At 61.8% G+C, this 19,590-nt stretch carries 20 protein-coding genes and 1 riboswitch; of the genes, 5 read left to right on the forward strand and 15 right to left on the reverse strand.

What is annotated here, in order from left to right; translation table 11 throughout:
- Positions 1-228 precede the first annotated feature (228 nt).
- Together ACW5XD_RS13200 and ACW5XD_RS13205 are read left to right on the forward strand one after the other, a co-directional pair.
- Positions 229-1,626, forward strand: a complete 1,398-nt coding sequence (locus tag ACW5XD_RS13200) for a nucleobase:cation symporter-2 family protein (RefSeq protein ID WP_456495278.1) — start codon at positions 229-231, stop codon at positions 1,624-1,626.
- 102 nt (positions 1,627-1,728) lie between these two features.
- The gene (locus ACW5XD_RS13205) at positions 1,729-2,445 is read left to right on the forward strand and encodes a lipoyl protein ligase domain-containing protein (RefSeq protein WP_456495279.1); all 717 of its coding nucleotides are present in this window, start codon (positions 1,729-1,731) and stop codon (positions 2,443-2,445) included.
- A 198-nt stretch (positions 2,446-2,643) separates the two neighbouring features.
- Here ACW5XD_RS13205 and ACW5XD_RS13210 read toward each other — a convergent pair whose 3' ends face one another.
- Positions 2,644-4,020: an alanine/glycine:cation symporter family protein gene (locus tag ACW5XD_RS13210; protein ID WP_456495280.1), complete on the reverse strand. Its 1,377-nt coding sequence runs from the start codon at positions 4,018-4,020 to the stop codon at positions 2,644-2,646.
- A gap of 107 nt (positions 4,021-4,127) precedes the next feature.
- Positions 4,128-4,243: riboswitch (glycine riboswitch) on the reverse strand.
- Between the two features lie 509 nt (positions 4,244-4,752).
- On the opposite strand from ACW5XD_RS13210, the gene ACW5XD_RS13215 reads away from it, so the two are divergent.
- The gene (locus ACW5XD_RS13215; RefSeq protein ID WP_456495281.1) at positions 4,753-5,904 is read left to right on the forward strand and encodes a type III PLP-dependent enzyme; all 1,152 of its coding nucleotides are present in this window, start codon (positions 4,753-4,755) and stop codon (positions 5,902-5,904) included.
- Positions 5,905-5,976: 72 nt separating this feature from the next.
- Here ACW5XD_RS13215 and ACW5XD_RS13220 read toward each other — a convergent pair whose 3' ends face one another.
- Both ACW5XD_RS13220 and ACW5XD_RS13225 read right to left on the reverse strand, forming a co-directional pair.
- Positions 5,977-6,945 carry a calcium/sodium antiporter gene (locus ACW5XD_RS13220; RefSeq protein WP_456495282.1) on the reverse strand — a complete coding sequence of 323 codons (969 nt, stop codon included), beginning with the start codon at positions 6,943-6,945 and terminating at the stop codon, positions 5,977-5,979.
- A 124-nt stretch (positions 6,946-7,069) separates the two neighbouring features.
- Positions 7,070-7,543 carry a redoxin family protein gene (locus tag ACW5XD_RS13225; RefSeq protein WP_456495283.1) on the reverse strand — a complete coding sequence of 158 codons (474 nt, stop codon included), beginning with the start codon at positions 7,541-7,543 and terminating at the stop codon, positions 7,070-7,072.
- Positions 7,544-7,668: 125 nt separating this feature from the next.
- On the opposite strand from ACW5XD_RS13225, the gene ACW5XD_RS13230 reads away from it, so the two are divergent.
- Positions 7,669-8,595, forward strand: a complete 927-nt coding sequence (locus tag ACW5XD_RS13230; RefSeq protein WP_456495284.1) for a phenylacetate--CoA ligase family protein — start codon at positions 7,669-7,671, stop codon at positions 8,593-8,595.
- A gap of 57 nt (positions 8,596-8,652) precedes the next feature.
- On the opposite strand, the gene yfcD is transcribed toward ACW5XD_RS13230, so the two are convergent.
- Positions 8,653-9,135 (reverse strand): NUDIX hydrolase YfcD, encoded by a 483-nt coding sequence (yfcD, locus tag ACW5XD_RS13235; RefSeq protein ID WP_456495285.1) that lies wholly within the window; start codon positions 9,133-9,135, stop codon positions 8,653-8,655.
- Between the two features lie 207 nt (positions 9,136-9,342).
- Between yfcD and ACW5XD_RS13240 the strand changes: the two genes are divergently transcribed.
- Positions 9,343-9,558, forward strand: a complete 216-nt coding sequence (locus ACW5XD_RS13240; protein ID WP_456495286.1) for a DUF1107 domain-containing protein — start codon at positions 9,343-9,345, stop codon at positions 9,556-9,558.
- A gap of 102 nt (positions 9,559-9,660) precedes the next feature.
- On the opposite strand, the gene ACW5XD_RS13245 is transcribed toward ACW5XD_RS13240, so the two are convergent.
- The 11 genes from ACW5XD_RS13245 to ACW5XD_RS13295 form a co-directional block, all read right to left on the reverse strand.
- The gene (locus ACW5XD_RS13245) at positions 9,661-10,404 is read right to left on the reverse strand and encodes an amino acid ABC transporter ATP-binding protein (protein ID WP_043134587.1); all 744 of its coding nucleotides are present in this window, start codon (positions 10,402-10,404) and stop codon (positions 9,661-9,663) included.
- Between the two features lie 120 nt (positions 10,405-10,524).
- The gene (locus ACW5XD_RS13250) at positions 10,525-11,619 is read right to left on the reverse strand and encodes an amino acid ABC transporter permease (protein WP_456495287.1); all 1,095 of its coding nucleotides are present in this window, start codon (positions 11,617-11,619) and stop codon (positions 10,525-10,527) included.
- A 9-nt stretch (positions 11,620-11,628) separates the two neighbouring features.
- Positions 11,629-12,816, reverse strand: a complete 1,188-nt coding sequence (locus ACW5XD_RS13255) for an amino acid ABC transporter permease (RefSeq protein WP_456495288.1) — start codon at positions 12,814-12,816, stop codon at positions 11,629-11,631.
- A gap of 206 nt (positions 12,817-13,022) precedes the next feature.
- Entirely contained in the window at positions 13,023-14,042 is a 1,020-nt protein-coding gene (locus tag ACW5XD_RS13260; protein ID WP_456495289.1) for an amino acid ABC transporter substrate-binding protein, read from the reverse strand.
- A 438-nt stretch (positions 14,043-14,480) separates the two neighbouring features.
- Positions 14,481-14,795, reverse strand: coding sequence for a DUF2845 domain-containing protein (locus tag ACW5XD_RS13265; RefSeq protein ID WP_456495290.1), 315 nt, complete (start codon positions 14,793-14,795; stop codon positions 14,481-14,483).
- Complete coding sequence (locus tag ACW5XD_RS13270; RefSeq protein WP_456495291.1) at positions 14,792-15,805, reverse strand: ABC transporter permease; 1,014 nt, start codon at positions 15,803-15,805, stop codon at positions 14,792-14,794. Before ACW5XD_RS13270 ends, ACW5XD_RS13265 begins: the two co-directional genes overlap by 4 nt.
- A gap of 70 nt (positions 15,806-15,875) precedes the next feature.
- Positions 15,876-16,757, reverse strand: a complete 882-nt coding sequence (locus ACW5XD_RS13275; protein ID WP_456495292.1) for an ABC transporter ATP-binding protein — start codon at positions 16,755-16,757, stop codon at positions 15,876-15,878.
- Positions 16,758-16,909: 152 nt separating this feature from the next.
- The gene (locus ACW5XD_RS13280; RefSeq protein ID WP_043134579.1) at positions 16,910-17,521 is read right to left on the reverse strand and encodes an FKBP-type peptidyl-prolyl cis-trans isomerase; all 612 of its coding nucleotides are present in this window, start codon (positions 17,519-17,521) and stop codon (positions 16,910-16,912) included.
- 181 nt (positions 17,522-17,702) lie between these two features.
- Positions 17,703-17,807 carry a copper homeostasis protein CutC gene (locus tag ACW5XD_RS13285; protein ID WP_456495293.1) on the reverse strand — a complete coding sequence of 35 codons (105 nt, stop codon included), beginning with the start codon at positions 17,805-17,807 and terminating at the stop codon, positions 17,703-17,705.
- A 44-nt stretch (positions 17,808-17,851) separates the two neighbouring features.
- The gene (locus tag ACW5XD_RS13290; RefSeq protein ID WP_456495294.1) at positions 17,852-18,577 is read right to left on the reverse strand and encodes a copper homeostasis protein CutC; all 726 of its coding nucleotides are present in this window, start codon (positions 18,575-18,577) and stop codon (positions 17,852-17,854) included.
- 41 nt (positions 18,578-18,618) lie between these two features.
- Complete coding sequence (locus ACW5XD_RS13295) at positions 18,619-19,521, reverse strand: ROK family protein (RefSeq protein WP_456495295.1); 903 nt, start codon at positions 19,519-19,521, stop codon at positions 18,619-18,621.
- Positions 19,522-19,590: the final 69 nt, after the last annotated feature.

Consider the following 19,590-nt stretch of genomic DNA (forward strand, 5'->3'; position numbering starts at 1 on the left):
AACAGAGGGCTCATTCTACGCCGCACGGGCTCAAAATCCTATGCAACCTGCGCCATTTCAGGGCGAGCACCGTCACACAAACCGGCGGATCATAATCGCCACGCGCAAACGTTTCAACCCGTGGGAAAATAAACCGGTTTCAGCCCGAATTAGCGCTGGTCAGCGCCATTTCAATCACTAAAATAGCGCCCAATTTTCTCCCCCCTCCCCCACACATTCGAGGTATTTATGGAACAGGCTGCCGCCGTCCGCGCAACCCCAGAGGCCCATCCACCCAGGCGAGCCCACAGCGAACTGGTCTACGGCATAGACGATGTCCCGCCCCTGCCCCAGACCCTGTTCGCCGCCCTGCAGCATATGCTCGCCATGTTTGTCGCCATCATTACCCCGCCCCTCATCATCGCCAATGCCCTCGGCCTCCCTGCCGCCGACACCCGTTATATCGTCTCCATGTCGCTGGTCATGTCCGGCATCGCCTCCTTCATCCAGACCCGCCGCTTCGGCCCCATCGGCTCCGGCCTGCTGTCGGTACAGGGGACCAGCTTCAACTTCCTCGGCCCCATCATCGCCTCCGGCCTCGCCCTCAAGCAGGCGGCCATGCCCACCGAGGATCTGCTGGGCACATTGTTCGGTACCATGCTGGTGGCCGCCCTCACCATGGTGGTGATGAGCCGCTTCCTCCATCTGGTCAAACGGGTGATCACCCCGCTGGTGACCGGCATAGTCGTGCTGCTGATTGGCCTGACCCTGATCAAGGTGGGCCTCATCAGCATGGGTGGCGGCTATGCTGCCCTCTCGGATGGCAGCTTCGCCAGCCACAGCAACCTCTTCCTCTCCCTGCTGGTCCTCGGCCTCATCGTGCTACTGCAACGCAGCCGCAATCCCTGGCTGCGCCTCTCCGCCATCATGATCGCCATGCTGGCGGGCTATGCCGTGGCCCTGCTGCTGGGCAAGGTCACGACTCCCACCTTCGACGGCCCGCTGGTGATGGTGCCGATCCCGCTCCACTACGGCCTCGGTTTTGACTGGCAGCTGTTCGTGCCGCTCGCCATCATCTTCGTGGTGACGGCGCTTGAGGCCATCGGCGACATGACCGCCACCTCGGACATCTCGGGCGAGCCGCTGGAAGGCCCTGTCTACATGGAACGCATCAAGGGCGGCGTGCTGGCCGACGGCGCCAACTCCATGCTGGCGGCCCTCTTCTCCACCTTCCCCATGTCCACCTTCGCCCAGAACAACGGCGTCATCCAGCTGACCGGGGTGGCCAGCCGTCACGTCGGCCTGTTCATCGCCGCCATGCTGGCCCTGCTCGGCCTGTTCCCGGCGGTAGCGAGCCTGGTGCAACAGATACCGGAACCCGTGCTGGGCGGTGCCACCATCGTCATGTTCGGCACCATAGCCGCCGCCGGCGTGCGCATCATCTCCCGCGAGGAGCTGGATCGCCGCGCTCTGATGATCCTGGCGGTGTCACTCGCCATGGGGCTGGGGGTTGCCCAGGTGCCGGAAGTGCTGCAGCACCTGCCGGAGCTGGCCAGAAGCGTGCTCTCCTACGGCGTCGCCACTGGCGGCCTCACCGCCATCGTCATGAACCTGCTGCTGCCCAAGCGCGAAGCGCGTCACTCCTGAGACGTCGCCTACCGATAGCAAATCCAAGCCCCGCACTGCGGGGCTTTACCTTGCCAGTCGCCACGGGTAGTGTGCTGGGCAGCCTTTTTTGAGGATGCCGCCATGCCCTATCGCCTGCTATCCCCCCTCCCCGACACCACTTCCCCCGCACAGATACTGGCGCAAGAACAGCACTGGCTGCGCGACTGTGCCCGTGACGGCCAGCCCCGTGCCCACCTCTGGCAGGCGCCCCAATGCCTGATTGTCACCCGCAAGGATACCCGGCTTCCCCATTACGAAGCCGCCTGCCAGCAACTTGCAGATGAAGGCTGGCCGGTTCATGTGCGCGACAGCGGTGGCACCGCCGTGCCCCACGGGGCGGGCATCCTCAATCTGTCGCTCATGCTGCCCCGCACCACCACAGATCTCGCCCACTACTACCGGCTGCTGGGGGCGCCCCTGCTGACCCTGCTGGCGGAGTACGGCCTTGAGGGAAACTATGACTTCGTGCCCGGTTCCTTCTGCGACGGCCAGTACAATCTGGTGATCGGGGGTCGCAAGATCACCGGCACCGCCCAGCGCTGGCTGGCACCGGGCCAGGATCACAACGGCGCCGTACTGGCCCAGGCCATGTTGCTGGTGGCGGGCGATGTGGATGAAGGTACGAAGATGGCGAGCCGCTTCTACGAGCTGGCGGGCGGGGAGCTGCGTTTTGTACCCGGCACCTCCACCACGCTGGCACAGCAGATCCATTGGCAGGGGAGTGAGAAATCCCTGGTAGATAACGTGCGAGGGCGGCTGGCACGACTGTTGACTGAGAGTCAAATACCTTCACCCTGACCCTCTCCCGGAGGGAGAGGGAAGGCACCATCCATGGCGCCATTTATAAAAAAGCCACGACTGCTGTCGTGGCTTTGCTTTTTTCAACGCGGATGAGGTCAGGCCATCTGCGACTGCGCCTCTGCTTCACCGTCCAGATCCCGGCTGAAGCAGTGGACTGCGGGACTCGGCGATCAAGCCATTGTGCCCCACAGAGGGTCAGGCCGTCTGCGGCTCGGGCTCGGACTCCGTATCCCGGTCCCGGCTGAAGTAGGCGCGGGTCTCGGCGATCACCACGTGACGCAGACCGATGAGGCCGATGAGGTTCGGCACCGCCATCAGACCGTTGACGATATCGGCCAGCAGCCAAATCATGTCCAGATGGAGGAAGGCGCCGCTCGCCACCAGCGCCAGATAGATGAAGCGGTAGGGCTTGATCGCTTTGACCCCGAACAGGTACTCGGTGCAGCGCTCGCCATAGTAGTTCCAGCCGAGGATGGTGGTGAAGGCGAAGAACAGCAGGCCGATGCTCACCAGATACTGGCCTATGTGAGCATCCAGTCCTTGCGCAAAGGCGGCACTGGTCATGGCCGCACCACTCAAGTCGCCACCCCATACCCCGGTCACCACCAGGGTCAGGCCGGTCATGGTGCAGATGATGATGGTGTCGATGAAGGTGCCGGTCATGGAGACCAACCCCTGCTCCACGCAGGAGTCCGTCTTGGCCGCTGCCGCTGCGATAGGCGCAGAACCCAGCCCCGACTCGTTGGAGAAGACCCCGCGCGCCACCCCGGACTGGATCGCCAGCATGATGCTGGCGCCGACGAAGCCGCCGGTCGCCGCATGGCCGGTGAAGGCACTCTCGATCACCAGCATGACGGCATCGGGCAAGGCGCTGGCGTTGTTCACCAGCACGCCGAGGCAGGCGACGATGTAGAAGATGGCCATGAAGGGCACCACCTTGCTCGACACGCTGGAGATGGACTGGATGCCCCCAAGGGTCACCAGCGCCACTACCAGGGTCAGCACCACGGCAGTCGCTTCACGGGGCACCGAGAAGGAGAGGCTCATGGCGTCGGAGATGGCATTGACCTGCGGGAAGGTACCGATCCCGAAGAAGGCCACGCCGATACCGAACAGGGCAAACAGCTTGGCGAGCGGCTTGGAACCGAGCCCCTTCTCCAGATAGTACATGGGGCCGCCCGCCATCTGGCCGTTGGCATCCTGCTCGCGGTATTTGACCGCCAGCAGGCACTCGGCGTACTTGGTGGCCATGCCGAACAGCGCCGCCATCCACATCCAGAACAGGGCACCTGGACCGCCGAGCTTGATGGCGGTGGCAACCCCGACTATGTTGCCGGTACCAATGGTGGCAGAGAGGGCGGTGCACAGGGCGCCGAAGCTGGAGACATCCCCCTGCTTGCCCTGCCCCTGATCGCGGCCAAAGACCAGTCGCAGGGCGAGCGGCAAGCGCACAATCTGCAGCAGACCCAGACGCAAGGTGAGATAGATACCGGTCCCGACCAGCAGGATCAGCAGGGGCGGGCCCCAGATAAAACTATCGATGGCGGTTAACGCCGATTGAATTGATGACATGCATCCTCCTTAAAAAACAACGATTAAGGAGGAGAAGGATGATCTTCCCATAGGTGTCGCGATCGGCCAGAGGCGATCGGATGCGGGCCAAGCCCAGGTACAACCATCCCATCCCCTCTGTCCTTTTGCCTGAGAGTTTCCGGCGCCAGCCTACCCTTGCGGGTAGTCATGGTGCCTTGCTCCTTCGGCGCCCGATTTAACGGGTCTCTCCAGAGTATCGTCCAGTAGCAGTCCACACCGGTTGCCCGGTACCTGAAAGATTCACTTCTTCGGTGGATGGTCCCCCATCGCTCTCCTGCTACCTTCATCCGAACTAGTTTGGATTAGGAAGCGGGCATGTTAATCCAAAAAATGTGAGCTGTCTCCCACTCGGCCGGCCCGCTGCGCCACTTTTTTCCCACCTCGGCCACCACAAGGAGATATGTTATTTGTTCGTTAACTATCAATAGCTTAACGAAGCCACTTTGGGCGACCCTCGACAAGGTTGCGCTACCAGATCGCATATCAGGATGATCTTTCGTCTCGACCAAAAAAACTTGCCAACATATCCAATCAAAATGCTTGCACAGAAACGCAATAAGCAGATAATCCCGCGCATAACTAAGCACTTTGCGATGGAGTTATGCATTGTGTCTGGTTGGTCCCTCCGGACCGCTCGCCTGAGCCGGCCGTCGCCGGTTCAACCGCATATGGCTTGGGCATATCACGCCCCCTAAGGATGACCAAAAGAGAATGAACGAGACCCTGGTAGCACAAGATTACCGTCAGCTGGTTGAACAGTTCGGCTCCCCCCTGCTGCTGCTCGACAAGGCAGCCGTCCGCAAACAGTATCGGGCCCTGGCTGCCGCCCTGCCCGATGTGCGATTGCACTATGCACTCAAGCCCCTGCCCCACGAGGCAGTGGTCTCTGTCTTGAAGGAAGAGGGGGCCTGTTTCGATCTGGCCACCAATGGCGAAGTGGATCTGGTGCGCAGCCAAGGGGTTCGCCCGGGGCGCTGCATTCATACCCATCCCATCAAGCGCGACAGCGACATCCGCTATGCGCTCGAGTTCGGCTGCACCGTGTTTGTCTATGACAACCCGCTTGAGCTGGAGAAGTTCATTCCCTACAAGGACGAAGTCAAGCTGCTGCTGCGAGTCAGCTTCCCGAACCCGGAGACCAAGGTCGACCTTTCCAAGAAGTTCGGCTGCACCCCGGAGCAGGCACTGCCGCTGCTGCAACTGGCTCATGCCAAGGGCATCAAGGTCATGGGGCTGTCGTTCCACGTCGGCTCCCAGGTGCCCCACGCCCGTCGCCATGTGCAGGCCATCGATGCCTGCCGCGAGATCATGGAGCAGGCCTGGGAGCTGGGGCTCAAACCCTGGGTACTGGATATCGGCGGCGGTTTCCCGGTGGATTATGACGGGGGCGAATTCGACATAGACGGCTTCTGCGCCCCGATCCGCGAGGCGCTCGCCAAGCTGCCCGCCACCGTGCAAAAGATTGCCGAGCCAGGCCGCTTCATCAGCGCACCAGCCATGACCTCCGTCTCCAGCGTGATGGGCAAGGCCCACCGTGGCGACAAGATCTGGTACTACCTGGATGACGGCCTCTACGGCAGCTACAACGGTCAGCTTTATGACCACGTCACTTACCCGGTGAGCACCCCCTATGCCCACGGCGAGCTGCACAATGCGGTGCTCTCAGGCCCCACCTGCGACAGCGTGGACGTGATCCGCGAGGGCATCATGCTGCCGGATCTCGCCATCGGTGAGCTGGTGGTAGGCCGGGTGATGGGAGCCTACACCTGGGCCTCGGCTTCGACTTTCAACTTCTTTCCCAAGGCGAGCATCCTCATTCTGGACAGCGCCCAACAAGGGCAGAAGCTGGTGGCGGTCGCCTGATAGACGTTACGGACGAATGCAAAGAGGGGAAGCCATGGCTTCCCCTCTTTCATTTCATTCCTGCCGGAGTGGCTAGATGAACTGACTGGCCAGCAACCAGCCGGTGTAGGCCACGAAGCAGGCGAGCAGCAGACCCCCTTCCAGCCGGTTGATCCGCCCCTGCCCCTTGCGGCCCAGGCACATCAGCAGCAACAACAGGGTCAGCCCCATCATCACGCTCCAGTCACGGCTGAGTACCGCCGAGTCCACATCCAGGGGGGCTATGCCTGCGGCTATGCCCACCACCGCCAAGGTATTGAACAGGTTGGATCCCAGCACGTTGCCAAGGGCCAGATCGTGCTCCTTCTTCTTGATGGCCATCAGGGACGAGGCCAGCTCTGGCAGCGAAGTGCCCACCGCCACTATGGTCAGGCCGATCACCAGATCGCTGATACCAAATGCCTGGGCTATGGTCACTGCCCCCCACACCAGCAAACGGGAAGCCCCCACCAGCAGTACCAGTCCCACCAACAGCCAGAAGATGGCCTTCTTGAGCGGCATGGCCTCACTGTCTATCTCCACATTCACATCGGCATCCAGGGCATCGCCCTTGCCACTCATGCCGGCCCAGATCGACCAGGCCATGAGCACGATGAACACGGCACCAAGGATCAAGGCATCCATGCCGCCCAAATGTCCGTCGATCAGCAGGGCGCCGGAGAGCAGGGTAATGCCGAGCAGTATGGGGATCTCCTTGCGCACCACCTGGGAAGTCACCGCAATGGGGCTGATGAGGGCGGTCAGACCCAGGATCAGGGCGATATTGGTGATGTTGGAGCCATAGGCGTTACCGAGCGCGAGGCCGGGGTTGCCCTGGGAGGCCGCCAGCGCGGAGACCACCATCTCGGGGGCCGAAGTGCCAAAGCCGATGATCACCATGCCGATCAGCAGCGGCGGCATGCCGGCATAACGGGCGGTCGCGGCGGCACCGTCCACAAATTTATCCGCACTCCAGACCAGCAGCGCCAGTCCGGCAATCAGGGCAACAACAGCCAGGGTCATAACATCTCCATCCCATCGCCTGCAAACAACAGAGCCAGGCACAGTGCCTGGCTCTCTCCAGAAGTGGGCACAGTGTAACGGGCCGACTTCCCATTTCAAGGAAAAATCAAACAGCGATTAACATTTACAGCGCCGCCAACAGACTCCCGGCATCGGAGACCTCGAACTTGCCCGGCGCCTCCACGAACAACTGCTCGACCACGCCATCGTTGGCGATGAGGGCAAAGCGCTGAGCGCGAATACCACCGAAGGCCCCCGTCTCCTTGGCAAGGCCCAATGCCCGGGTCCAGCTGCCATCACCATCGGCCAGCATGGTGATGGCGTCGGCATTCTGGGCCGCCTGCCACGCCTTCATCACAAAAGCATCGTTGACCGACAGACAATAGAGGGCGTCGACGCCCTTGGCCTTGAACTGGTCGGCCAGCACCACATAACCGGGCAGGTGGGCGTTGGAGCAGGTAGGGGTAAAGGCGCCCGGCACGGCAAACAGCACGACCTTCTTGTCGGCAAACAGGGCCTGGCTATCCCGCACCTGTTTGCCTTCCTGGGTGATGAAAGTGAATTCGCCCGAAGGCAGGGGTTGGCCAATCGCTATCATGATCTCTCGTCCATGGTGAAGGTAGGGAGACACAGTTTACCCCAGCCCATGCGGGCGAAACACACCTCCATCAGCGTCGCCATTTGAACTAACCTTGAGCAGGATCAGCCGACCAAGGAGGCCTCATGCAGAACTATTACGATGGACTGGAAATTCGCCCTTCCGCCTTGCGAGAGCAGCAGCAACTGGATCAACTCAATCACCTGCTCACCCATATCAGCCAGTATTGCGCCGGTTACTCCAGCGCCTATCGCCAGCGTCGCCTGCAGGATCTGGGCGAGCTGACCACACTGCCCCTGCTCGACGCCGCCGAGCTGTTCGCCGCCCAGCAGGCCCATCCCCCCTTCGCCGGTCTCACCGGCCGCCCCGCCAGCCAGGCGCTGCGGGTCTTCGCCTGCCCGGGCCAGCTGGCCATTCCCGAATATGCCGGCGCCGACTGGTGGGGGGCAACGCGCGCCCTGTTTGCCGCCGGCTTCAAGGCAGGGGAAGTGCTGCTCAACGGTCACGATTACCACATCAGTCCCACCGCCTTCATCTTCGACAACGGCGCCCGTCAGCTGGGGGCGCCCGTGGTGCCTTGCGGCCCCCACGATACCCGGCGCCAGCTGGAGGCGCTGCAACGCTACGAGCCGACCGGTTTTGTCGGGCCGCTGGCGGCACTGCTGGATCTGCTGGAGGCGGCAGAGCGGGCCGAGATACCGAGTGACAGCCTGCGCTGCGCCCTGCTGTGCGAGGCCTCTCATCCAGATACTGCGCCGCTGCAGGCCGTTCACGGCATACGGGCGCTCAACTGCCTGCTGTTGCAGGATGCGGGGGTGATCGCCTACGAGAGCCAGCCAGGTCACGGCTTCATCGTCAACGAGAACTGTATCGTCGAGATCATCGATCTGGCCCGTGCCGAGCCGGTCATCGGCGACAGCGTCGGCCAGCTGGTGGTGACCCGGCTCGATCTGGAGTATCCCCTGTTGCGCCTCGTCACCGAATGGCAGGGTCATTGGCTGTCCGGGGCCAGTCCGTGCGGGCGCACCAACCGACGACTCAAGCTGGTATGACAATGCAAAACGGGCAGCCAGTGGCTGCCCGTTTTGCATGAGGAGACGAGAAGCGGTTTAACGCCTCGCCTGCCAGGTGGCGATGGCGAGCAGGGAGTCGGGCGTAAATTCTGCGGTGCGGGTGGCGATCTCGGCCTGGCTCATCCAGTGCACCTCGCTCACCTCTTCGGCCTGCAAGCGCAGCGGCCCCTGATAATGACAGCTGTAAAGACCACCCCAGACCCGGTAACCGTCCCCCTCGGCATAAAAGAGCCCAAAATCCTGCAGGGGGACACCCTGAATGCCCAGCTCCTCGGCCAGCTCGCGGCGGGCAGAGGGTTCCATCTGCTCGCCCGTGGTTACCACGCCACCGGCGCAGGCATCCAGCATGCCGGGACAGAAATCCTTGCTGAGGGTGCGACGCTGCACCAGGATGCGCTCCGCCTCGTCGAGTACCAGGATATAGCTTGCTCGGTGACAGAGGTTCTCCCGCCGCACCCTGGCCCGCTCGGCCACGCCGATCACCCGGTTATCCACATCCACCACATCCACCCATTCCACGTGCAGGCCCTTTCACTCATGTCGTTCAACTGCCCGCAGTATATCGGGGCAAGGGCTTGTCATGGCAGCACTTTTTCAACGCGCACCACCAGTTGTCCCTGCTTGACGATGCCAGAAAAAGGATTCATACAAACCTTTATCGATTGTCATATCAATGTCACTCGGCAACGGCATAGTGTGCCCTGTCCAAGCAACAGGTGTTTTGTGATGAAGGTGTTCAAGAACTTGTCTCCCCGCCAGATTGCCCGCCACATCAAGAGCTTCCATCACGGCAGCTTCATGGTGGAGGCTCTGGGGCGGTTCGAATTCAGCGGCGGAAAGATCAATCTGGAGAGCCTGACCTGCCGTCAGACCATGAGTCTGGCCCGGCAGATCAATCTGGAGGTTCGCGGCCTGCGTCATATCAGCCCGTTGCAGGGGTAACGTCCATCGTCCTTTCTGTTTGTAGTCTGCTTCTATACACGCCTTTGCCCGCAGCTTAGGGCGGGCCATTTTTCAGCGGTCGTTATCGTGCCGGGTCTGCGCTCAATGCTGCAGGATCTGGGAGAGGAACAGCTTGGTGCGCTCCGACTGGGGATGGTCGAAGAACTGATCCGGCACGTTCTCCTCGATGATCTGGCCACGGTCCATGAAGATCACCCGATCCGCCACCTGCTTGGCAAACCCCATCTCGTGCGTGACACAGAGCATGGTCATCCCCTCATGGGCCAGCTCCACCATGACATCCAGCACCTCGCGCACCATTTCGGGGTCCAGCGCCGAGGTCGGCTCGTCAAACAGCATGACCTGGGGGTTCATACAGAGGCTGCGGGCTATGGCCACCCGTTGCTGCTGACCGCCGGAGAGCTGCCCCGGGTACTTGAGCGCCTGCTCCGGGATCCTGACCCGGCGCAGGAAGGTCATGGCGATCTCCTCGGCCTCCCTGCGTGGCAGTTGCTTGACCCAGATGGGTGCCAGACAACAGTTTTCCAGCACCGTCAGGTGGGGAAAGAGATTGAAGTGCTGGAACACCATGCCCACCTCTTTGCGCACCATCTCTATGTTCTTGAGATCCGAGGTGAGCGCCGTGCCCTTGACCAGGATGTCGCCGCTCTGGTGCTCCTCTAGCCGGTTGATGCAGCGGATCATGGTGGACTTGCCCGAGCCGGAAGGGCCGCAGATGACTATCTTCTCTCCCTTGCCAACCTGCAGGTTGATGTTGCGCAGCACGTGAAAATCGCCGTACCACTTGTTGACGTCCTTGAGGGCAACCACAGGATCCATTGTCATTTTGAAGTCACTCCCGATATGGGTGGTTGTTCCATCTGCAGCATAGGCAACTCGTCATGCTGCGGGTGATTGGCGTCCTTGAGCACCGCCAGGGTATCCATTGTCATCTTGAAACCACTCCTAATGCTTGTGACCCGTGTTGAGCTTGTGCTCCAGATAGATGGAGTAACGGGACATGCCGAAACAGAACATCCAGAAGATCATGGCGATAAACACATAGGCCTCGGTGGAAAAGCCCAGCCAGGCCGGATCCGCCAGCGCCACCTTGGAAATGGCGAGCAAGTCGAACAGACCTATGATCAGCACCAGACTGGTGTCCTTGAACAAGGAGATAAAGGTATTCACCAGGGAGGGGATGGTGATCTTGAGTGCCTGCGGCATGATGATGAGGCCCATCACCTTCCAGTAGGAGAACCCCAGCGCCTCACCCGCCTCGTACTGCCCCTTGGGGATCGCCTGCAGCCCCCCTCGTACCACCTCCGCCACATAGGCGGCCTGGAACAAAATGATGCCGATGAGCGCCCTCAGCAGCTTGTCCAGTTCCACCTCGCTGGTCATGAACAGCGGCAGCATGACGGATGCCATGAACAGCACGGTAATGAGCGGCACCGCGCGCCAGAACTCGATATAGACGGTGGAGAGGCTGGCGATGACCGGCATGTGGGAGCGACGCCCCAACGCCAGCAGGATCCCGAATGGCAGGGCGACCGCTATGCCCACCACCGCCAGCACCAGGGTCAGCATCAAGCCGCCCCAGCGGTTGGTTTCCACCACCTCGAGACCGGCCCCGCCGTAGATCAGCAGAAAGGCGATGACGGGAAACACCAGCAGGGTAAAGAGCGCCAACCAGCCCTTGCGCGGGGTGCGTGGCCAGATCAGCAAGGCCAGCAGTGCGGCCAGCCCGACGAAGGCCAGGTTGATGCGCCAATACTGATCCCCGGGATAGAAACCATAGAGATATTGCCCCAGCCGGCTTTCGATGAAGATCCAGCAGGCACCGCTCGCAGTGCAGTCAGCACGGCTGCTTCCCTGCCAGCTGGCCGAGAACAGCGCCCAGTCCAACGCCGACCAGAGAGCCGGCAGCAACAGGTAGGCCAGCACCAGAGTCAGCAGGCCGTTCCACCAGTTGGGGAACAGGTTCTGCCTGAGCCAGGCGAGGACGCCCCGGCGGCGGTTGGGCGGCGGCAGCGCTTCTTGCAACTCGTTCACAAACATGGCAACTCCCTAGCGCTCGACCAGCGTCATTCTGCGGTTGTAGATGTTCATCAGGACTGACGTCGAGATGCTGATGATGAGATAGACGCCCATGGTCATGGCGATCACCTCGATGGCCTGCCCTGTCTGGTTGAGGGTGGTGCCCATGAACACAGAGACCAGATCCGGATAGCCGATGGCGGTGGCCAGCGAGGAGTTCTTGGTGAGGTTCAGGTACTGACTGGTCAGCGGCGGAATGATGACCCGCATCGCCTGAGGTATGACCACCAGCCGCAGGGTCTTGCTGGCTGACAACCCCAGCGCGGACGCGGCCTCCGTCTGCCCCTTGCTGATGGCCAGGATACCGGATCGCACTATCTCGGCGATGAAGGCCGCCGTGTAGATGGTCAACGCCAGCAGCAGGGCCGCCAGTTCGGGCAGCACGGTCAATCCGCCCCGGAAGTTGAACCCCTGCAAGGCCGGTATGCTCCAGGAGAGCGGACTCCCCGCCAGCAGGAAGCTCATGCAGGGAAGCAGGATCACCAGCCCTGCCGAGCAGCGCCAGACCGGGAATATCTTGCCGATCAACTCCTGGCGCCGACGCGACCAGCGCCGCAGACCCCAGCTCAGCAACAAGGCCAGCAGCAAGGCCCACAGCACATAGCCGAAGCCGTCCTCGAACAGGGGCTTGGGGAGATAAAGACCGCGCACATTGAGGAAGGCAAGATCACCCATCGCCACGCTTTGGCGCGGCGATGGCAGGGTACGCAGCACGGAGAAGTACCAGAAGAAGATCTGCAGCAGCAGCGGAATATTGCGAAAGGTTTCGATATAGACGGTGGCAATCTTGGCCACCAGCCAGTTGCTCGACAGGCGAGCGATCCCGAGCACGAAGCCAAGCAGAGTGGCAAACAGAATGCCGAGCATCGACACCAGCAGGGTATTGAGCAAGCCGACCACGAAGGTACGGCCGAAGGTGTAGGTTTCGTCGTAGGGGATCAGGCTCTGCAGTATGCCAAACCCGGCCGTGTTGCCCAGAAAATCGAAGCCTGTGGTGATGCCACGGGTCGCCAGATTGGTCAGGGCATTGTTGATGATGTAGAACAGGAACGCCATAACGGCCGCTATGGTCAGGCACTGGAAGATCAGCGCCCGCACCTTGGCGTCATACCACCAGCGGCCCTGTTCCTTCCTGTGGTTTGATGCGTGCAGCGCCATAAGGATGACTCCGACAAAGCCAGGGCAAGGGGAAAGTGGGGGGCCAAGCCCCCCGGGCGACTATCGACTCAGAAGCTGTTCACAATCTGTCGCGAGATCGCAGCGCAGGAACCGGAGTGTATGTAATACATGAGCACTCTTTACCCCACACAAGCGAGCAGCACATGAACCTTGATCACGGCCTCGCAGCAAGATTATGAACAGACTTAGCGGATGGGCGGGGCATACATCAGGCCGCCCTTGTTCCAGAGTGCGTTGATGCCGCGATCTATCTTGAGGGGCGAACCTATCCCCACGTTGCGATCGAACGACTCGCCATAGTTGCCGACCTGCTTGACGATGTTGTAGGCCCACTTGTCATCCAGCCCCAGCACGCTGCCCTTGGGCTCTTCCAGCCCCAGCAGACGGCGGATGTCCGGATTGGTGGATTTGAGCATCTCGTCCACATTGGCGCTGGTCACGCCAGCTTCCTCGGCATTGAGCATGGCGTAGAGACTCCAGCGCACCACCTTGAACCACTGATCATCCCCCTGCCGCACCGCCGGGCCCAGCGGCTCCTTGGAGATGACTTCAGGCAGCACCACGGCCTCATTCGGTTTGGTCAGCTTGATCTTGAGAGAGTAGAGCTGGGACTGATCCGAGGTCAGCACGTCGCAGCGACCCGCTTCGAACCCCTTGACGGTCTGATCCGAGGTATCGAACACCACAGGGGTATATTTCATGCCGCCGTTGGCACGGAAATAGTCCGCCAGGTTGAGCTCTGTCGTGGTTCCTGACTGGATGCAGACCGCAGCACCATCCAGCTCCTTGGCGCTCTTGACCCCGAGGGACTTGTTGATCAGAAAACCCTGGCCGTCGTAGTAGTTCACCCCGGCGAAGGTCAGGCCAAGCGAACCGTCCCGGGTCAGGGTCCAGGTGGTGTTGCGCGACAGCAGATCCACTTCCCCCGATTGCAAGGCGGTGAAGCGCTCCTTGGCGGTGAGAGAGACATATTTGACCTTGCCGGCATCCCCCAGCACGGCGGCGGCCACGGCGCGGCAGACGTCCACATCCAGACCCGTCCAGGTGCCCTTGGCATCCGGGTTGGAGAAACCGGGCAGCCCATCACCGACCCCGCACTGCACGAACCCCTTCTTCTTGACCGCATCCAGGGTGCCGTCTGCCCAGGCATTCGCTGCCGCCAGCGACAGCACTATCACCATACCCGCCTTGTGTATCTGCTTCATGTCACTCTTCCCTGTGGTTTGATTCAAACTGGCACCCAAACCCTGCAAGATGCCATAGCTTTTCCTGCTTTTTCGCAGCTTATCCAGCCAGTCAAAAACCTGTCAATCGGTGCAACCAAGCTCGTTTCTGGTGCAGCAGCACAAAATGTTCGAACGGGCCGATATACACCTTATGAATAAAAAATAGACCCTTGTCGACCAAATAGCATACTGAAATGGCCCGCCCATACCATGTGGATTATTTTTTCGGAAAAATGAGTCTGCACAATCATGGGGCAGCATATTGATTGTTAACCATTTCATTAGTATCGGTTTTTGACCAAACTGTCCGGTTCTGGACGGCGGAAGCCGGGCACAGGCATAGCGGCCAGAAACCCTTTATCAAAGAGCCTCTGGCCGGTCGGACAAGGGGATGAGAATGTGGGAAGGAGAGCGGATTCAGTCGCCGCGCGGGCCATTTTCGATGTCGGTGATGACGCCGTTGCGCACCGTGACGAAACGCATGAACTCGTTCTTGCCGAAGTTGTAGGTCCAGCGCTCGCCATATTTGACCTGCACCAGATTGCCAAACTGGTTCTCCTCGTTGCGGCTGAGCTCCTCACGCAGCATGGGTTCGCCGCACTTGAGCAGCATCTCGGCAGTGCTGTCCCCTTCGGTGATGAGGGCATTCTTGCAACGCATCGCATCGGCGCTGGCCGGTATGCTCAGTAACAACAGGGCCAGGGCGGCCCCCAGATTCAGATGTCGCTTCATTGGCTATTCCATTTAAACAGGGCACTGCCCAGGGTGAGACAACAGAGGGTAAACAACAGGATCCAGCCGAGCGGCGCGGCCACCTCGGCCCAGCCGGCTCCCTCCAGCATGACGGCACGGGCCGCAGTGATGATCTGGCTGAGCGGCAGCCAGGCCGCCAGCTGTTGCAGCCAGACCGGCGCCCCTTCCAGCGAGAACCAGACCCCGGAGAGGAACATCATGGGCATGCTGATGACGTTGAGCAGACCGCTCGCCAGCTCCTCGTTCTGGATGCGGGCGGCGATGAGCAAACCCAGCGACGCCATGGCCGCCCCGCCCGTCAGGGCGATCAGCAGCAGTAACCAGCCTGAACCGAGCAGGGGCACGCCAAGCAGCCAGTACGCCACCAGAAACACCAGCAGGCTCACTACCAGGGTGATCACAATACGCGACAGCAACTGGGCACAGAGAAACTCGGCGGCAGAGAGCGGCGTGGCCCTCAGCCGCTTGAGCACACCGTTCTTGCGATAGCGGACTATGACGAAGCCGACACCGAACAAACCGGAAAACATCAGGTTCATGCCGATCACCCCGGGCAGCAGCCAGTCCCCATAGCGGATCGCCTGCCCGCTCAGGGTCTCCTTCACCAGCGGCCGGGAGATCGCCTGGCGCAACAGGTATTCGGCCATGGCCCCCTGACCGGCGTCCGGGTTGACCCAGTAACGGTCCGAGTCGGGCGAGAGCAGCAGATCCAGCTGATGATGGCGCACTTTGAGCTGGCCCTTGCGCTCGTCGTCATAGGGGATGAGCTTGAGCAGCGGAATGGCCTTCAGGGGGGCGTAGGCCGCCGTCAGCTCGCCCACCACGCCCATCTGTACCAGCGGCTTGGGCGGGCCGGAGAAGATGAGGGAAAAGCCTACCACCAGCAGCAGCGGGAAGGCCAGGTTCCACACCAGGGCCGCCCTGTCGCGCACAAACTCCAGATTGCGGGCATAAAAGAGCGCACCGATCCGCTTGATGGCCCCCTTCATGTTCCGCTCCTCGGCCACCGCAAGGCACGCGGATAGCAGCGCGCCTCGACACGGCACGTCATGACTGCGCTCATGCGCCACTCCTCAGGCTATGGCCGGTCAGGTGCAAGAAGAGATCTTCCAGGTTGGGGGATCGCACCTGCATGCCGGTCAGCGGCACCCCCAGGTTCAGCAGTTGCGGCAACAGGAGCGCCACATCGGGGCAGGTCAACTCAACCTGATCGCCGTGAGGCAAGAGCGGATAGCCCAGACCGGCGAGGGCCGGATGATCCGGCAGACGCACCAGCACCCCATCGAAATGGCGGGCCAGCAGGGCGGCCGGGGTATCTAGGCTGAGCAGATGGCCGTGATCGACGATGGCGATGCGATCGCACAGCTGCTGCGCCTCGTCCATGTAGTGGGTAGTGAGCACCACCGTCTTGCCCTGGGCCTTGATCGCTTCGATACGCTGCCAGAAGTGGTGGCGGGCCTGGGGATCCAGCCCTGTGGTGGGCTCATCCAGAAACAGCAGCTCGGGGTCACCGAGCAGGGCCAGCGCCAGCAGCAGGCGCTGACGCTGGCCGCCGGAGAGCTTGCGGCTGTCCCGGTCGATGAACTCGCCAAGGGCGCACAGTTCGATGAGCTGCGCCTGGGGCAAGGGATTGGGATAGAGGCTGGCGAACAGGCGCAGGGTATCGTGCACCGTCAGAAAATCCTGCAGCGCCGTGTGCTGAAACTGGATGCCGATGCGGGAGCGGTAATCGGGACCGCGCGGGGCGCCGTGAAACAGGATCTGGCCGCGGTCCGGGGTGAGGATCCCCTCCAGCAGCTCTATGGTGGTGGTCTTGCCTGCCCCGTTCGGGCCGAGCAGGCCGAAACAGCAACCGGCGGGAATGGCGAAGCTGAGCCCGTCCACCGCCTTGACGCCGGGAAAGTGCTTGATGAGGTCAATGACTTCTATGATGGCAGTCATGCGTGTTTTCCAGAGTGACCGGGAACGCCAAGCCCTGACTATATCCAAATCCCCCGCAAAGGCACATTGTCTATCGACGGGGACCCGCCAGACAGGGCGCCTCAAACAGAAACGGCGACCCTGAGGTCGCCGTTTGCATCAAGCCAGCCGGATCACAGGATGTCCAGCAGCTCCACTTCGAATACCAGGGCGGAGTAGGGCGGGATGGAACCGGCACCACGGGCGCCATAGGCCAGATCCTGCGGAATATAGAGCTTCCACTTGGAACCAACCGGCATCAGCTGCAGCGCTTCAACCCAACCGGCAATGACGCCGGTGACCGGGAATTCGGCCGGCTCGCCACGGGCGACCGAGCTGTCGAACACGCCACCGTGGGTGAAGGTACCGTGGTAGTGCACGCGCACGGACTGACCGGCTACCGGCACGGCGCCATTGCCTTCTACCATGACTTCGTATTGCAGACCGGAATCGGTCACCTTGACGTCGGCGCGCTTGGCGTTGTCGGCTAGGAAGGTTTCGCCATCGGCGGCGGCAGCCTTGGCAACGGCTTCCTGCTCTTCCTGCATGCGAGCTGTGATCACCTGGAAGGCATCATTGATATCGTCACGGCTGACCGCGAACTCCAGACCATTCAGGGCATCTGCCAGACCTTGCTGCAGGGCCGGGATATCCAGACCGGCGAAGGCTTGCTGCGCCAGCTGATCACCCATGTTGCGGCCGATGCCATAGCTGGCCTTCTGTTCGATAGAGTCGTATTGGGACATTGAGATGTTGCTCCAGATCCAAGTAATAAAGAGGCGGGATGATATCAGACTTTTTGGCGAGGTGCTGCCGGCGACGGCCCTGATTTCCCCGCCGGTGGGAGGAACTTCACACAAGAAGAGCAGGATCGCCGCCCATCGGCGGCGATCCTGTCAGGCACAATGGCGCGCTGAACCGTTGGGCTCAACCCCCACTGGCGGTGACATCAGCGCGATCCAGCAGGGCCTGCACCGCTGCCACCTTGGCGCCGTCGGTGATATTGACCCGGCCGTCATCAGAGGTGCCCATGTTGACCCCGTATGGAGAGACGCCATGCCGCCGCGCGGCACGTATCAGGTCTTGTCCAGCAAAGCCCGCACAGCCGTTACCTTGGCACCGTCGGTGATATTGACCCGGCCATCATCCGAGGTGCCCATGTTGACGCCATGGGGCACCATGCCGCCACGCCAGCCCATGCCGGACATGTGCACCTCGCTCACCCCGGTGAACTCCAGGATGGTACGCACGTTGTAGGCATTGACCCCGGCGCCGGGCATCAGGCTGGCACGGCCTGCCAGGGCCTGCTGCATGGCCTGCAGGGTTTCCAGCCCCGCCAGCGCGGTCGGCGCATGACCCGAGCTCAGGATGCGCTCGCAGCCGGCTGCGACTATCGTCTCCAGATCCAGCCGCCAGTCGGAGGAGAGGTCAATGGCGCGATGGAAGGTGACGCCAAGCGGCCCGGCCGCGTCCACCAGCTGGCGCAACTGGTCGGCGGGCACCCGCCCCTCTTGATCCAGCAAGCCGATCACCACCCCCTGCAACCCGGCGGCGCGGGCGGCGGCGATATCCAGCAGCATCAATTCAAACTCGGCGGCGCTGAAGCAAAAATCCCCGGCGCGGGGGCGGATCATGGCGTAGACAGGAACGCTGGCGTGGCGTGCGGCCAACTGCATAAAACCATAAGAGGGGGTCAGGCCACCCAGCCCCAGCGCAGAGCAGAGCTCGATGCGATCCGCGCCTGCTTGCTGGGCGGTGAACAGGGATTCCAGGTTGTCGATACAAATTTCAAGACGGGTCATGATGACTCCTTTATTGGAGAGATCAGACAGCACATCTGATCTCATAAATTGAGCAAGGCCGCGCCGCGCACCCCGCCGGCGCCACCGAAGCGGGCCTGGCGGATCTCGGGCAGGGCGACACCGGGCAGCAGATGGCCGGGCAGACGCAGCGGCAGCTGTTGGTACAGGGCGGGCAAGCCACTCAGGCCGCCCCCCAGCACCACCACCTCGGGATCAACCACAGAGATGGCGGTCGCAAGCCCCGCGGCCATGATCTCCAGCCAGCAGTCGATCGTGGCCACCGCATGGGGCTCATGGGCCTCGAAGCGCCCCACTATCTGGTGGCCGCTGGCGCGCTGGCCATGAAAATGGTGATAGAGCCGCTCCAGCCCGGTGCCGGATGCATAGGTTTCAAAACAGACCAGGCGACCGCAGCCACAACGGGGACGAGGCAGGTCGGGATACTTCATCAGCATGGTGGCCGGTAGCGGATAGTGACCAATCTCCCCCGCCAGCCAGTTGCGGCCCTGGATCAGCTTGCCCGCCAGATAGACGGCGCCGCCGATGCCGGTGCCTATGGTGACGCCCAGCGCGCTGTCGGCCGCGCCCGCCGCGCCCTGGTGTGTTTCCGACCAGAGGAAGCAGTTGGCATCGTTGTCCACCTTGACCGGACGCCCCAGCAGCTCGGCCAGATCGGCGCCCAGATGGCGACCATTGATGGAGGGCAGGTTCGCCGCCACTATGCTGTGATCGTGCCGATTGAGGATGCCGGGAAAGCCGATGCCCACCGCGCCTCTCGCGCCGAAACGGGCGTCCGCCTGTTCGACCCGGGCACGGATGAGCTGCTGCAGCCCCTCGTAATCGTTGCCGGGCGTGCTCATGCGCTCCTCATGGCAGAGGTTCAAGGCGCCGTCATAGACGGCGAACGCTATCTTGGTGCCACCAATATCAAAGCCGTAATACATGCCCACACTCCCTTGTCGGTGAGTCACCTCACCTCAGCCTGTCCAGAGCAGCACATTGTATTAATTCGC

It is taken from the genome of Aeromonas enterica, assembly GCF_054052465.1.

Excerpts from the sequence above, each read along its gene's own strand:
- ACW5XD_RS13205 (WP_456495279.1), top strand. The coding sequence starts at position 1,729 with ATGCCCTATCGCCTGCTATCCCCCCTCCCCGACACCACTTCCCCCGCA.
- ACW5XD_RS13200 (WP_456495278.1), top strand. The coding sequence starts at position 229 with ATGGAACAGGCTGCCGCCGTCCGCGCAACCCCAGAGGCCCATCCACCC.
- ACW5XD_RS13220 (WP_456495282.1), bottom strand. The coding sequence starts at position 6,945 with ATGACCCTGGCTGTTGTTGCCCTGATTGCCGGACTGGCGCTGCTGGTC.
- ACW5XD_RS13265 (WP_456495290.1), bottom strand. The coding sequence starts at position 14,795 with ATGAAGCGACATCTGAATCTGGGGGCCGCCCTGGCCCTGTTGTTACTG.
- ACW5XD_RS13280 (WP_043134579.1), bottom strand. The coding sequence starts at position 17,521 with ATGTCCCAATACGACTCTATCGAACAGAAGGCCAGCTATGGCATCGGC.
- ACW5XD_RS13290 (WP_456495294.1), bottom strand. The coding sequence starts at position 18,577 with ATGACCCGTCTTGAAATTTGTATCGACAACCTGGAATCCCTGTTCACC.
- ACW5XD_RS13285 (WP_456495293.1), bottom strand. The coding sequence starts at position 17,807 with ATGGGCACCTCTGATGACGGCCGGGTCAATATCACCGACGGCGCCAAG.
- ACW5XD_RS13250 (WP_456495287.1), bottom strand. The coding sequence starts at position 11,619 with ATGTTTGTGAACGAGTTGCAAGAAGCGCTGCCGCCGCCCAACCGCCGC.
- ACW5XD_RS13295 (WP_456495295.1), bottom strand. The coding sequence starts at position 19,521 with ATGTATTACGGCTTTGATATTGGTGGCACCAAGATAGCGTTCGCCGTC.
- ACW5XD_RS13210 (WP_456495280.1), bottom strand. The coding sequence starts at position 4,020 with ATGTCATCAATTCAATCGGCGTTAACCGCCATCGATAGTTTTATCTGG.
- ACW5XD_RS13245 (WP_043134587.1), bottom strand. The coding sequence starts at position 10,404 with ATGACAATGGATCCTGTGGTTGCCCTCAAGGACGTCAACAAGTGGTAC.
- ACW5XD_RS13215 (WP_456495281.1), top strand. The coding sequence starts at position 4,753 with ATGAACGAGACCCTGGTAGCACAAGATTACCGTCAGCTGGTTGAACAG.
- ACW5XD_RS13225 (WP_456495283.1), bottom strand. The coding sequence starts at position 7,543 with ATGATAGCGATTGGCCAACCCCTGCCTTCGGGCGAATTCACTTTCATC.
- ACW5XD_RS13270 (WP_456495291.1), bottom strand. The coding sequence starts at position 15,805 with ATGAAGGGGGCCATCAAGCGGATCGGTGCGCTCTTTTATGCCCGCAAT.
- ACW5XD_RS13260 (WP_456495289.1), bottom strand. The coding sequence starts at position 14,042 with ATGAAGCAGATACACAAGGCGGGTATGGTGATAGTGCTGTCGCTGGCG.
- ACW5XD_RS13275 (WP_456495292.1), bottom strand. The coding sequence starts at position 16,757 with ATGACTGCCATCATAGAAGTCATTGACCTCATCAAGCACTTTCCCGGC.
- ACW5XD_RS13255 (WP_456495288.1), bottom strand. The coding sequence starts at position 12,816 with ATGGCGCTGCACGCATCAAACCACAGGAAGGAACAGGGCCGCTGGTGG.
- ACW5XD_RS13240 (WP_456495286.1), top strand. The coding sequence starts at position 9,343 with ATGAAGGTGTTCAAGAACTTGTCTCCCCGCCAGATTGCCCGCCACATC.
- ACW5XD_RS13230 (WP_456495284.1), top strand. The coding sequence starts at position 7,669 with ATGCAGAACTATTACGATGGACTGGAAATTCGCCCTTCCGCCTTGCGA.